At 66.3% G+C, this 12431-nt stretch carries 17 protein-coding genes and 1 pseudogene; 12 read left to right on the top strand and 6 right to left on the bottom strand.

From position 1 onward, the window contains the following. Window positions 1-192: 192 nt before the first annotated feature. The 4 genes and pseudogenes from AB0I18_RS14825 to AB0I18_RS14810 form a co-directional block, all read right to left on the bottom strand. Window positions 193-549, bottom strand: coding sequence for an Lsr2 family protein (locus AB0I18_RS14825; RefSeq protein WP_363105840.1), 357 nt, complete (start codon window positions 547-549; stop codon window positions 193-195). Window positions 550-583: 34 nt separating this feature from the next. Beyond that, window positions 584-1051 carry a hypothetical protein gene (locus AB0I18_RS14820; protein WP_363105839.1) on the bottom strand — a complete coding sequence of 156 codons (468 nt, stop codon included), beginning with the start codon at window positions 1049-1051 and terminating at the stop codon, window positions 584-586. Between the two features lie 80 nt (window positions 1052-1131). Further along, window positions 1132-1269, bottom strand: a pseudogene (locus tag AB0I18_RS14815) (IS5/IS1182 family transposase); the annotation flags it as partial. 91 nt (window positions 1270-1360) lie between these two features. Continuing rightward, window positions 1361-2011, bottom strand: coding sequence for a tyrosine-type recombinase/integrase (locus AB0I18_RS14810; protein WP_363105838.1), 651 nt, complete (start codon window positions 2009-2011; stop codon window positions 1361-1363). A gap of 557 nt (window positions 2012-2568) precedes the next feature. Between AB0I18_RS14810 and AB0I18_RS14805 the strand changes: the two genes are divergently transcribed. From AB0I18_RS14805 to AB0I18_RS14755, 11 genes are all read left to right on the top strand, one after another. Beyond that, window positions 2569-3387: a hypothetical protein gene (locus AB0I18_RS14805; protein ID WP_363105837.1), complete on the top strand. Its 819-nt coding sequence runs from the start codon at window positions 2569-2571 to the stop codon at window positions 3385-3387. A 739-nt stretch (window positions 3388-4126) separates the two neighbouring features. Beyond that, window positions 4127-4501, top strand: a complete 375-nt coding sequence (locus AB0I18_RS14800) for a hypothetical protein (protein WP_363105836.1) — start codon at window positions 4127-4129, stop codon at window positions 4499-4501. Between the two features lie 75 nt (window positions 4502-4576). Further along, window positions 4577-4957: a hypothetical protein gene (locus tag AB0I18_RS14795; RefSeq protein WP_363105835.1), complete on the top strand. Its 381-nt coding sequence runs from the start codon at window positions 4577-4579 to the stop codon at window positions 4955-4957. A gap of 96 nt (window positions 4958-5053) precedes the next feature. Then, the gene (locus AB0I18_RS14790; RefSeq protein ID WP_363105834.1) at window positions 5054-5479 is read left to right on the top strand and encodes a hypothetical protein; all 426 of its coding nucleotides are present in this window, start codon (window positions 5054-5056) and stop codon (window positions 5477-5479) included. 512 nt (window positions 5480-5991) lie between these two features. Continuing rightward, on the top strand, window positions 5992-6570 hold the full coding sequence (locus AB0I18_RS14785) for a hypothetical protein (protein ID WP_363105833.1): 579 nt from the start codon (window positions 5992-5994) through the stop codon (window positions 6568-6570). A gap of 181 nt (window positions 6571-6751) precedes the next feature. Further along, window positions 6752-6970, top strand: a complete 219-nt coding sequence (locus AB0I18_RS14780; protein WP_363105832.1) for a hypothetical protein — start codon at window positions 6752-6754, stop codon at window positions 6968-6970. 169 nt (window positions 6971-7139) lie between these two features. Then, the gene (locus AB0I18_RS14775) at window positions 7140-7388 is read left to right on the top strand and encodes a hypothetical protein (protein WP_363105831.1); all 249 of its coding nucleotides are present in this window, start codon (window positions 7140-7142) and stop codon (window positions 7386-7388) included. Next, complete coding sequence (locus AB0I18_RS14770) at window positions 7385-7897, top strand: hypothetical protein (RefSeq protein WP_363105830.1); 513 nt, start codon at window positions 7385-7387, stop codon at window positions 7895-7897. Before AB0I18_RS14775 ends, AB0I18_RS14770 begins: the two co-directional genes overlap by 4 nt. Before the next feature lie 130 nt (window positions 7898-8027). Then, on the top strand, window positions 8028-8342 hold the full coding sequence (locus AB0I18_RS14765) for a hypothetical protein (RefSeq protein ID WP_363105829.1): 315 nt from the start codon (window positions 8028-8030) through the stop codon (window positions 8340-8342). Between the two features lie 203 nt (window positions 8343-8545). Next, window positions 8546-9025 (top strand): hypothetical protein, encoded by a 480-nt coding sequence (locus tag AB0I18_RS14760; RefSeq protein ID WP_363105828.1) that lies wholly within the window; start codon window positions 8546-8548, stop codon window positions 9023-9025. A gap of 480 nt (window positions 9026-9505) precedes the next feature. Continuing rightward, window positions 9506-10117, top strand: coding sequence for a hypothetical protein (locus tag AB0I18_RS14755; protein WP_363105827.1), 612 nt, complete (start codon window positions 9506-9508; stop codon window positions 10115-10117). Between the two features lie 726 nt (window positions 10118-10843). Here AB0I18_RS14755 and AB0I18_RS14750 read toward each other — a convergent pair. Together AB0I18_RS14750 and AB0I18_RS14745 are read right to left on the bottom strand one after the other, a co-directional pair. Further along, window positions 10844-11299, bottom strand: coding sequence for a nuclear transport factor 2 family protein (locus AB0I18_RS14750; protein ID WP_363105826.1), 456 nt, complete (start codon window positions 11297-11299; stop codon window positions 10844-10846). Window positions 11300-11306: 7 nt separating this feature from the next. Continuing rightward, window positions 11307-11651 carry a hypothetical protein gene (locus AB0I18_RS14745; protein ID WP_363105825.1) on the bottom strand — a complete coding sequence of 115 codons (345 nt, stop codon included), beginning with the start codon at window positions 11649-11651 and terminating at the stop codon, window positions 11307-11309. A gap of 71 nt (window positions 11652-11722) precedes the next feature. On the opposite strand from AB0I18_RS14745, the gene AB0I18_RS14740 reads away from it, so the two are divergent. Beyond that, the gene (locus AB0I18_RS14740) at window positions 11723-12355 is read left to right on the top strand and encodes a TetR/AcrR family transcriptional regulator (protein WP_363105824.1); all 633 of its coding nucleotides are present in this window, start codon (window positions 11723-11725) and stop codon (window positions 12353-12355) included. Window positions 12356-12431: the final 76 nt, after the last annotated feature.

Below are 12431 nucleotides of genomic sequence, written 5' to 3'. Positions count from 1 at the left end.
CGACAGCTCGGGCATTTGGGTCGCGTGCGTAGCCAAATCGAGCGGACTCAGGGGTATTTGGCCTCGACGAGAAGTAGGGGCTCGCAGCCGACGGCCGCGGGCCCAGGGACAGGGAGAGGTCACTCACGCCAGCCCCGAGCAGAGCGATTTAGCCAGGAAAATAGCCGGGCGTCTCAGGTATTTGAGCAGGGGTCAGGAATTCGCCTTGTCGTAGGCGCTCCGCACTTCGGCCGAGACTCGGCCGCGGTCATTGACCTCGTAGCCGTTCTCCTTCGCCCAGGCGCGAATCTTCGCAGTGTCCCCGCTGCCGGACGCTGCCGTACCGCTGCGCTTGGGTGCCGCGCCGCCAGAAGAAACGCTTCCGCGGACTCGACGAGCGCTCTTGGCGTGCAAGTAGGGGCGGAGGACTTCCATCAGCCGATCGTGGCTCTCCGACGTGAGGTCGATCTCTACCCCGGCTCCGTCGAGCAGGAGTGTGTGCTTGGTGATGTCCTCGGATTCCTCGCCGGTGACATCGTCCGTGTAGGTAATAACCTTCTTTTGGGCCATGCCGGGATTGTAGGGCTACTCCAAGGGGCCCGAATCACGGTCCGGGTGGTGCGTGCAGCTGGGCGAGGATCGTGATCGAGGTGTGGACCATCCCGACGGCTAGCGGCGGGGTCAGCACGGCGTGAGTGAGGTCCCCGTGGGCGTACTTGTTCCGGATCGGCCGACCGCAGCTGTCGAGGAGGTCGTACTGCTCCTCGGTGATCAGGCCGTCGGCGTGGGCCTTCTTCAGATGATCGGCGAGGGTTCCCTTGCCGTAGCGGTCGGAGAGCGCAGTCTCGATGGCAATGATGGAGGTCGCGGCGCCGATCATCATGAACTCGTAGCGGTAGTAGCTCATGCGGATCAGCTCACGCGCCGTGGTCAGGACGCTTTCCGCGGCCTGGGGCAGGCCAGGCGGGATGACGAGGTCGCGGACCAGGTCGTGCATGTCGGCGAACGGGCCGGCCCAGTGGCGGAAGCGCTCGTCGGGTAGTGGCCATGGCAGTTCGGGGGTGTCGCTCATGCCCCGGATTCTGGCAGCACAGCCACGTATGAGCAGCCAAATAACGGCCAGGGGCTAAGAGGTCGTTTTCTCCCGTTGTTTCATCCCGAGATGCGGAGCTGGTCCGGTGATGTCGGGCCGTGCCAGGAGATGGTGGCTTCGCCGGTGAGGCGGCGGGCCATGAGGTCGGTCATGGCGAGGTGGATCATGGCTTCGGAGCGAGTGGGGAGGGTCTCGTACTATTCCGCGCTGCGAGTTATCCCGAGCTGACACAGTCCGTGCAGGCCAGTTGGGGGTGCCTGCCGATCGGGCTCGGCATAACGAGCGAGGTCACAAGCTGTCGAGGAAGGCGAAGACGGCATCGGGAGCCGTGTAGCGGCCCGGCTTGCTGTCGGGTGGTGTGGTCCGGGCGAGGGCACGTTCCTTGAGCGTCATGTCGGCGTGCAGATAGATCATCGAGGTTTCCTGTGACTCGTGGCCGAGCCACAGAGCGATGACGGAGGTATCGGCACCGGCGTGAAGTAAGGCCATCGCGGCAGTGTGCCGGAGTGTGTGGGGTGTGACGTGCTTGGTGCGGAGGGACACGCAGGTCATGGCCGCGGTGGCGGTGTGCCTGGCGACGAGGCGGGCAACGGCGTCCGGGCTGAGGCGGTCTCCGCGGTGTGAGCACAACAGCGGGTCGTCCGGAACGCCGTCCAGACGCGCCAGGAGTCGGCCGAACATGGTCGCCCGCGGTGCGGCCCGCAGCCCCAGGCAGTGGCGGACCTCGTCGGGCAGGTAGGCGGCATGCCGTGCGATGGTGGCGAGGGTGGTGGCGCCGGCGAGGACCACGATCGTGCACAGCGCGAGGACCGGACCGAGCCGGTAACGGCGGCCCTGCCGGCGGCGCGGATCGGGCAACACGTCGAGGACGTCGGCAAGGTCCAGCAGGCGGTCAGGGTCGTGGGGGATGGTGCCCGCCTCGTGGCCGAGGTGGCGCATCAGCTCCACCGACGCCCGGGCCCACCCGGTTCGGATTGCCGCAGTTAGCAAGATCGCGACTACCAAACGTGTTCGCCAATAGGGCTTCCAATTTCAGTGCCAATACATCTCCCAATACATCTGCCTACTAAGCCGGTAGCCCTCGCGCCCCTCCTTGGCGCAGGTGGTCGCCCCTTTGCCCCCTTCCCGAGCTGTGCGCAACTGAGGTGCCGGTAGGCACGTCAACAGACGGGGTGACGGCTGAGGGTAGGGAGCATATGCGCCGTGGCGGTGTTGTAATTAATGTACTCGATTGGCTTTATATTCACTATCTGTTTAGATCGCTCAATTCCCGCTTTTCCTCTTTGCTTGATTCGTATTGAACGCCTGGCCGTTGCTTCACTCGCTTTTGATGGCCTTCCCTTTCTCGGTGATGTTGATTTATCCGCCGGTCTGAATTCCTGTAAAGAATCGGGAAAACTGGGCGATGACCCTTGAATTGAAGCAGAAATGCGCGAGAATGGAAGAGTAGGGACGCGACAGTAGAGGGTACGCGTCACGAGTGATCGGAGAGGATCGTGAACGATTTACCCGCCAAGGGAATGCAGGCGAATAAGCCTGTGGGAGACGTCACGGCAGAAGACATGAAACGGGTGACGACGGAGGACTTTACGGAACTTCAGCGGATCGCGCGCGGATACTGCCGCACGGTCGATTCCACACGGTCCCGTAAGCGGATGGACGGAAGCGCCACCGTGGCGCGTAGCGGGTCCGCCCTGTACGGAACGGATGACGTGAGCGACGACGTCACCCAGGATGCCGTTTTGATCTTCACGAAGCGGCTGCGCGAAATCATCGCAACCTGCGAGGTTTCGGCTGTGTGGGTGGAAACCCGCGAAGCGTGCGCATGGCAGTACGTCCGCAGGGACGGGGAAACGATCATCGTGACCCGTAAAACCCTCCAATACTGGGCGGTCCGCGATGCTGCCGCGCGAAACGGGTACAGGCTGGACGTCAAACCGGAGCCGGTCGACGCTACTCCGGGCGCACAGATCACGCGCGGAATCCCGCACGCGGACAAGCTGTCCACCCTGGCAGTAACACCATATCTGTCGGGACAGAGCGAAACGATCTTCCGGTCTGCGTGGGGCGACGGACGAGAATTCCCGGTTCTGAGCACGGTCCTGGACATCGCGAAGCAAGCGGATGATCTCGGCCGTACCAGCGTGCTCGGACGGACCGCGCAAAATCTGTACGGCGGACCGCGTCACTCGTCGTCCAAGGTGCAGCGCACGCGTGACGCTGCGGTCAAGGAATGGCGAGCGTTAACGGCGTCTCTTGACGCTGTGCGCGACGAACTGATCTACCGCAGCACTGAGCCGCCGCACACTGCCTGACAGCGGGCAATCGAAAGGGTCCCCGGGGTGTGAGCCCCTGGGACCCTTCCCGTTGTCACGCACGGCAACGTGAGCGGCTGCACCGTGGACAGTGTTCGGGTTGTGTGGCGCCCCGTACATGGGTGGCAACGCGCTACGAGAGCAACCGGTCGCCGCAACACTCGCGTGACTCCCTTGAATACCGGACGCGCGCGGCAGACTCCACCATTCGGCCGTATCCTTGCCTGCCGGAAGAATCTTGAGATTCTTTCCCCTGATCGGTATTCGGGCGGTCCGACGCCCCGTATTTAGGTGAGAGCGCGTTACGGCAGCAGCCAAACGCGCGAATGCCAGTCTGCCGTTTCCCACTCATTTTGTGGACGGGAAACGGCAGACGCAATAGCTCTTGGCTGGACCGGGAAGCCGATACGTGTGCCCGGACGCAGTGGGCCGCACTGCCTCATGCCTGAAAGGAATCTTCGGCAATTCTCTCCGTGATCGGTAATCGGGGACTTTCGGGATCCGTATTTAGGTGAGAGCGCAATACGGCGCACGGTGAATAGTCAAGATTGCCGTTCCGTCCGCTCTCGGTTCGTATGTCTCGCCAAAAGTCCACGCTTGATCGACGATCGGGCGTTTTGGGATGGCGTATCTATGTGAGAGCGGTGTGCCGGTCCGGGATTCCGGGATGTTGGTGGCGTGCTGCTCTCTGCCCGTTTGGTGAGTTCCTCTATTCCTGGTCAGACGGGGAGAGCTGATCATGAGCGACACCACACTGGTCACCAGCGACTTAATCGACCTGTATGACGCTGTGTTCACGCACGGCGGCTTCACGGTCCGGCTCAACGCGGACGGCACCCTGACCTCTGCGGCATCGGGGTTCGCCGTGTCCGCGACTGACGAACAGTGGTCCGTCCCGGCCGCCGTGCCGTTTGCGGACTTCGCGACGGCTATTGAGGGGCTGCACGCCCTGTATCCCACCGCCAACGCCGTTGGGGGATGGGTGGACGGCCAGCAGCTGTATCTGGATCCAGTCGAGATCATCGACGACCGGGCCAAGGCGGAGTTCCTCGGTCGTCTGCGGCAGCAGATCGCGATCTACGACCTGTCCGCCTCCGAAGAGATCAGGCTCTGAGCCTGCCCGTGATCAACGGTGTCTGCACGGACCGTTGTTCGCGGGCAGGACCAGAACCGATCTGGGGAGGCGATCATGAAACTTGTCTCACGCGCCACCGGTCAGGAGATCACTCCCGGCTCGACGCTGCACATGAAATCCGGCCCGGCGGCCGGACGCGCATGGCGTTTTGAGCACATCGTCGAGCGGCCGGACGGCAATCATCACGTGCACGTCAGCTGTTCAAGCGGGAAGTTGGGGCGTATTCCGCGGCAGTACCACCCGGACGTGTTCGGGTGCGAGATCACGCTCGACATCACCTGGCGCCGCAGCGTCCGCAACGCGGCGCACCACGCGTGGACCAAGGCCGACGACTACCTGCTGGCCGGGGCGTTCGCGCTGGTCCCGCTCGCGTTCTTCGAGCACTTCCACTGGGCCGAAACGATCACGTCGGCCCTGGGGTTCGGCGGTCACTGATCTGCCGGAGCATCGGGCGCATCCCGCCAGGGGTGCGCCCTCTTGCTCTTACAGACGAGAGCACGTCCGGGCCGGTCGGCCCGCCGGTCCGGATGCGTGGCCGAGGGATTGAGGAGAGAGGACATGGAGGCTCAGCGAGTTGCCGACCTGATCAACCAGGAGGTCAGTTTCCGCCCCGGATGGGAGTTTCGGGCGGACGTGATGGCGGAGGGGGTGCCGTTTGTGATCGTTCGGGCGCTTGTCGAGACCGTCAACTCCGACCGCGACCAGGCGCTCAGGGGCTACCCGGAGGAAATCCTGCTCGCGCCCGAGGTGATCATCAACGCCGACGACTACATGATTCCGGACGACCTGTATGCGGTCATGATGCAGTGGGTCATCGATCTGGAGATCCACGAGTGCCGCGAATTCTTCCGGGTCGGGCCGGACAAGGACGCCCCCTTCCACCCTCACCGCCCAGAGGGACAGAGGGCGTGGGACGAAATGACGGGTGCCCCGGTCATCGAGGGGTTCTGGGCATGAGCCGCATCCCTGATCGCGTGTGGCAGGTGATCGGCTGGCTCGCCCTCAGCTGTGTCGTCCTGGTGAACGTGTCCCCAGGTCTCTTCGGCGGTCGCTGATTCCGTCGGCCCCAGGCCCCGCCGCAGTCGTGCCATTCCATGCTTCCGCCGAGACTCCCGTACCCCCTCAACTCCCCCCACCTCGGAGGGGGTACGGGGCCAGGCTGGGGGCGCTGCCAAGCCGGGCGGCGCCCCCGGCGCGTCCCACAGCACCAACGACATCCGTGCGTTTGACATGTGGCCCTGGGTTCTAGTGATCACCGTCGCCCCGGCCGGCTCGCGCACGTCGGGCCAGCGCTCGGCGGTCTCGTCGCCGGACAGGCCGGCGGAGTCCGCCGACTGCGGCCACCCTTCCCACAGATGAGGGCCCCACGTGTCGCCTGCGGGGATGCCGCCCCGTAGCACCCGAGTCTCGGACACGGTGCCTGGCGCCGTGGTGGCCCTCACCGTCCCGGTCTTGGAGAGGACAGGACCATGCCCAAGGTTGCTACCCAATCGTGGTCGGTGCGGAGGGCACTGGCCGCACGCGAGCCGTTCAACACCTACGGTGCGTTCCATGCCACCAACGAGCGCAGCTACTGCGTAGGGCTGCTTCCGGAGCCGTGGGCCGACCGGTACCGGGCGGACGCCGATACCGGACGCATCGTCTACCAGGTCTACAGCTACAGCACCCCCATCGCGTGGGTGCTGGACGACGGCACGGTCGTCGTGCCGCAGGTGCGCTACTCGCCTACGACCACCAGTCATCAGGGGCTGCTGTACGCCCTGGACAAGGCCGCCAGCAGCTTCCCGCAGGACACGTCGCGCGAGCCCGCGTTCGCGCCCACTCAGGCGCCCGGAAGCTGGGACTGGGCACGAGCCGATGGCTACCCCGTGGGTGACGAAGGCCGGAACGGTCGCGGCTGGGTCTCGCGCCTCGACCGGCCGGAGAAACCCGTTCGCGTGGACTTCGCGCCGGTGCGGATGGAGTACAGCGAGAGCTACAGCGTCCGCCAGGGCTGGGCCACGTCGTACGACGTCGGTCCTGCGTCCGGCGTGAAGCAGGCGGCGTGATCATGAGCTACACGATCGAGATCAGCCGCCACGTCGTGAGCTACCGCACCCGGCCCAGGGCCACCCCGACCGGGGGCCAGTACGGCGGTCTGTGGATGGACGGTGATTCCCGCACGATCGAGCGGCCGGTCACGACCTGCGAGACATACGACGCGTACGACGCGGAATGGTGGAGGGCGACGTGCTCGCCTGGGCCGTCGACACGATCGACCGCACCGGCGTGACCGAGCCGTCCGCCCACCCCATAGGCGATGCCGTACCCGAGCACGCCTGGCTCAGCGGCCGGTACGAGGATCCCTACGAGGGCGACAGCAAGGTCACCGAGACATCCGTACGGCTCACCGGCGACTGGTCCCCGCAGCAGCGCGCGGACGTCTTCCGCGCGGTGAGCCGCGCCTGACCCGCCTTCCCTCGGACCCCGACGCAGCGCGCTCAACGCGCTGACCCACACAGACTCCCGCACCCCCTCAACTCCCCCTACCCGGAGGGGGTGCGGGGCCATGCCGGGGGCGCCGCCAGGCCGGGCGGCGCCCCCGGCCTGTCCGTGACCTGAAGGAGAGGACGAGATCGTGAATGCAGAGGAGATGACCAAGGCCAGAGTCGAGATGACGGTGACCGAAGAGGTGACGGACGACTTCCCGGCCACCGTGGAAGTCCCCACCGACGTGGCCGACGATCCGCAAGCCCTGACGGAGTATCTCGCCGACAACGAAGACCTGTGGCTCGACGACCTGCCGATCACCGGCGGCATCAACGTCTCTCTGGCCGTGAACGAGCGAGACGTCGAGGAAGTCAAACTGCTTGACGAGGCGGAGTGATCTCTGTGACCGCGTTCACCACATTGACGCCGGAACGGTTCGACACGCCGCTGTACGAACTGCCGCAGGAGGAGTGGTCCGAGGAACCCCGGGACTACACCGTCACCGTGGCCGGACCCGAGCGCTACGACGGCGAGCAGCCGTACACATACGTGGTGCGCGACCACAGCACCGAGCAGGCCTGGATCCAGGCCCTGACCTGGCACATGCGGGAGAACGAAACCCTGGATGCCCACGTGGTCGCCGCCGAATCGCATGCAGGGCTCCCGCCTGACGACGCGGGATACCACTGGAACGACCTGCGGCCGGAAGCAGAGCACGCCGAGCTGATCAAGGCTGTCGAGCAGGCCCGGGACTTGATTGACCGGTACCAAGCGGCCATCGCCCGCTTCCGCACCGAGGACGGCGACGACATCGATCCCGAGTGGTACGGCCGCTACGACGAAACCCGCGCCGACTTCGCCGAGGACGCCCTGGACCTGGTCGGCAGCCTCGCCATAGCGGCATGAGCCGTCACAACCCGCTGCGCAGGCGTGCGAACGAACTGACACAGCGTGAGTGATCACGGTTCGAGCCGTAGCCCGAACTCAGCTTTGCGGCATCGCCCATTGAGCCCGCCACTGACCAAGGAGGTAACGCATGCCCCACAGCTCACCGATCGCGACGCACGACCAGTTCACCGTCTGGGACATTGCCCGCGCTGCCCTTGCGGGGCTCGACGGGCAGTGGAGTGCCGAACCCGGCCCCTGGTGGGTCAGCAGCAAGGTCCAGGACACCGCGGGCCACTCATTCACCGTAGGTGTGGACGACGAAGGCATCCTCTACGTCTGTCCTGAGGGCTACGTGTTCGACAGGAATACCGCCTTCATGTATCGCCTGACCAAGGACGACGGTCTTGCCGTAGCCGCCGAAGCCGTAGCTGACGCCATCCGCAGGCTCCTTCCTCTCGTCTGACTGTCCCTGGCTCGGCCCGGCGGTCCGGCCGCTGGGCCAGCGCCTGGGGGAGCGGACCTCATTCCACTGCCGGTCGAGCAGGTAACGACCCGGCAGGCCCACGGGAGGTCAGGCCAGATCAGTCGACGCCGCCAGCGCGTGGCAGCCGTACGCCGCGCGCACGCCCCGAACCGAGTCCCTCTGCGACCTGGAGGTGTTTCGCCGTGACCATTGCCAGCAGGGCAGCATCTGCCAACGCCTACGTGCGGCAACACTCCACCCATCCACTGATATCCCGGCGGAAGGCTGCAGACATCGCCCGGGCGGCTGTGCGCCTGGCGGCGCTGCTGGGCATCGACCCAGTGCACGTACAGCCGGACCACAGCTGGAATTACCTGTCTCTGCCGCTGGCTCCCCTCACGCTGCACGCGAGTGACCCGGACGATCCGCAGCAGGTCTACACCTTCTGGTACCGCGATCCGCTCTATGACGACGAGCCGTTCTACCTGCTCGGCCCTTGCCCGGTCTGCGAAGCCATGGTGCCGCTCGCCGAGATCCGCAGCTTGGCGGACCTCGGAGCCTTCGCTGCCGACGGCCCGGCTCCCCTGCCGGGCAACGGAATTGTGCCCAGCAGCTATCCCGACGAATTTGACCGGAACCCTGCCCATTCCTCCACCTGCCCGTTCTGGGATTCAGAGAGCTAACCCCGAATCAGGTCACAAGTCCTGTCTCAAGATCGGTACTTGGTGGCTTTCCGGAACCGTATGTGACTGAGTTGCCACGCAGGCCAAACGCGGAATACGCGCCAGCGAACCGTCGCATGACAGGCAATCAGCGCATCCGAAAACCACCTCTTCGAGTGTGAACCAAGCCGACGCGGTCGCCGGTCCCGTACCGGGAAATGGCCATGCCACGTTTCCCGTCTGCGAGCACCGCGCCCTGTCCGCTCATTCGGCAGGTGGTGCAGTCCCGCGATCCGCACACGGAACTTCCCGGCAGCCGCGGCTCCCGTATTCCGGCCGTCGGCCTATCGCCCCGGTCTCACCGGACGACGGCCGTTCATCCGGCAGGCCATGCCATCGCCGGTCCCTCCAAGGGCGCCACGGGGCGTGGCCGTTCACGATCCGCCGGCCGCCGATGAGGACGACCGATCTCACCCCACACGCGCCGGAGGGAGGCACGTCGTGATCTCTGTCAACGCGTCGGAGGAGACGCGCGAGCACTACGTACGCAACATCATCACTACGTGGCGGGCCGCCACTCCGGAGCAAATGCAACGCGGCCGTACGTGGTACCGCACCGCCCACGACCTGGCCTCGCTGATCACCAACGGCGACGCACGCACCGGTGCCGGTGTGATCGCCGCCCTGTCCGCGAACAAGTCCTGGTCGGAGAACAGCCGGTTAGCCCGCCAGGCATACGAAACCGGCGTCCCCTCCGGCCACTTCCAAGACGCGCTGACCAAGGTCGCCAAGATCATGGCGGGGGCAGACCCCGTGGAGGTACTGCCCATGGAGCGTAAGACAGGGATGTTCTTCCGCTGCATCGCCGACCCGTCCGACCCCGATGCGGTAGTGATCGACCGTCACGCCCACGATGTAGCGGTGGGCGAGACCTATGGGCAGCGTGACCGGGGCTTGGGAAGCGCTCGTCGGTACGCGCTGCTGGCGCACTGCTATCGCGAGGCCGCTCTGCGGCTGGGCGAACTGCCCAGCACGGTGCAGTCCGTCACCTGGGTCGTCCACACCGAACGCATCGCGGGCACCAGTACTCGCGGCCCCCGCCGGGCAACGTGACTGGCCCCACCACCCGCTGCTCCGCACGCGGCACTGTAGGCTCGCATTTCCGATGTCCCTTTCTCATTGACGGTGGCCCTCTTCTGGCCCAAGGGACAGGACAGTGAGACGAACTCCGGTCTGATCGTTCGCCCGCAGTAGTGCTGATCCCGGTGTCGATCTGTGCAACGGCACGGACGAGATGATCGACGAGGCCCGGGCCTGGCCGACGACGGGTGCCGATGTCTTCGAGACCTCGGTGCTGTGGCGTACGTTTCGCTGGCGGTGCGGCCTCGGTGCGGCTGCGGACGTGGTGCCACCGCTGCCGTGCGCCGTCCTGGCAGCAGCCGCTGATCGCGTCGGCGGCGGACGCTACGCACAGCTGCAGCTGTATGCGCGCCAGGTCGACGTTCGTGAGCAAGGCGTGGTGCACGGAGCGCATGGCCTGGTAGGCAGCCTGACCCTGGAGTCCCTCGGCCGCCTGGTCCAGGTGGTGCTGGATCTCATGCGGGCAGTGCCCGGCGGCGGGGAAGAGCGCCTCTTTGCTGGGGACGAGGCGGAACAGGTGGGGCTGCGGAATGCCGGCGCGTGCGGCAGTCGCGATGGTGCGGGTGCCGTGGTGGCCGCCGTGCGCACACTCCGCCACCGCCGCACGGCTGACCGCCTCCCGCCGCTCGTCTGCGCTCGCTGCTGCGGCTGTGCCGGCCGCGGGCGGCGCGGGGTGAGGAGTGCGGGCTCTTCATCGGATCAGGCCGAGGTGATGGCCGGGGCGGCGGCCTCGTCGACGCCGTGGGCGGCCAGACGGACAAGGGTGTCGTCGATGGCCCTCACGTCGTTGAGGTAGGCGTGGAAGGCCACGATCTTGCCGTTGCGGAGGGTCAGGATGTGGGAGCCGGTGTTGGTGTAGGTGCTGCCGTCGAGCAGGGTCGCGTGGTTGGTCCACTCCACGCCGACGGTGGTGTGCCACGGCCAGCCGTCAACAGCGACGGCTCGGACCTGGAATTCCAGGCCGGGCAGGATCCGGTAGAGCCGGGCCAGCCATGCGGCTACGGCGTCGCGGGAGGTGCGTTCTCCGCCGAGGGCGCCGCGGCCGGCGAAGGTGTGGTGCACATCCGGTGCCATGTTGTCGATCAGCGACATCTCTCCCCGGGACAGTGCGGCGAAGGCCGCGCGGACGTTGCGACGAACGAACCAGCGGTACATGGTTCCCCTACCTTTCTGGGAGGGATTGGGAGGTGGTCGGCGGGCGCTGCCCGCGCCGGCGGGCCACGGTGAGCAGCCGGCGGATGCGTGCCTGCTTCCACAGGAGCAGGCCGGTCAGGCTCACCACGGGCACCACGGCCAGCTGCAGCCAGGGCCGCAGCGCGAGGGCGAGATCGGCAGGGCCGTAGACGTACAGCAGCAGCACCCCGGCGGCGCCGAGATGGACCGCGCGTGAGGCGTCCCGCAGCCCCGCGGCGACCGGCCGCGACGCCCCGGAGGACGCGGGGACCGAGCAGGACGGACTGCCATGGTGACTGACGAAACCGGCATGACAAACTCCCTTCTTTGACACTGTCAAAGTAGATTGCTACCACTGTGTCTCGATACTTTGACGATGTCAAACTGATCTGCGAACATTTCCTCATGCCTCCTGCGTCCGACACCTCCTACCCCTCCGACGTGCGTGCCGCGCTGCTTGCTGCCGCCCGCGCCGAGCTGCTGGAACACGGCACGGGAGGGCTCAGCCTGCGGGCCATCGCGGCGCGGGCCGGGGTATCACGGGCCACCCCCAAGTGGCATTTCGGCAACCGCGCCGGTCTGCTCACCGCCCTCGCCGTCGAAGGATTCGCCGAGCTCCACAGCGACCTCCGTGGCGCGATCAAGGACTCCACCGATCCCGCGACACGGTTCACCGCCCTCGGCCGGGCCTACATGGACTTCGGACTCCGCAACCCCGACCTCTTCGAGCTGATGTTCCGATCCGCGGAACTCGACCGCGACGACCCCACCCTCATCTGCGCCCACCGTGAAGCGTTCTCGACCCTGGTCGACACCGCAGCCGAGACCACAGGCGAGACCGCCGCACACGGCAGCGACGCCTCGGCCGTACCCGGCGACATCCCGCTGCTGGCCTGGGCGGCCGCCCACGGGCTCGTCCTCCTCGTGCACGGCGGCACACTCCAGACGCTCGCCGGCCTCGCCACCCCAGAGGAGGCAAGCGCACTCGCCCACCGACTCGCCCACACCTTCACCGAGATCATTCCGGCAAGCCCGTGAGCCGCGAGGTCCGCTGCAGCCGGCCACGACGTCACGCATGCGAGATTCAAAGAAGCGGGTTTCTCGGGGCAGCTTC

The organism is Streptomyces sp. NPDC050704, from assembly GCF_040654355.1.
In the GTDB taxonomy this organism is placed as follows: Bacteria; Actinomycetota; Actinomycetes; order Streptomycetales; family Streptomycetaceae; genus Streptomyces.
This window is presented reverse-complemented; position numbering and strand designations above follow the sequence as displayed.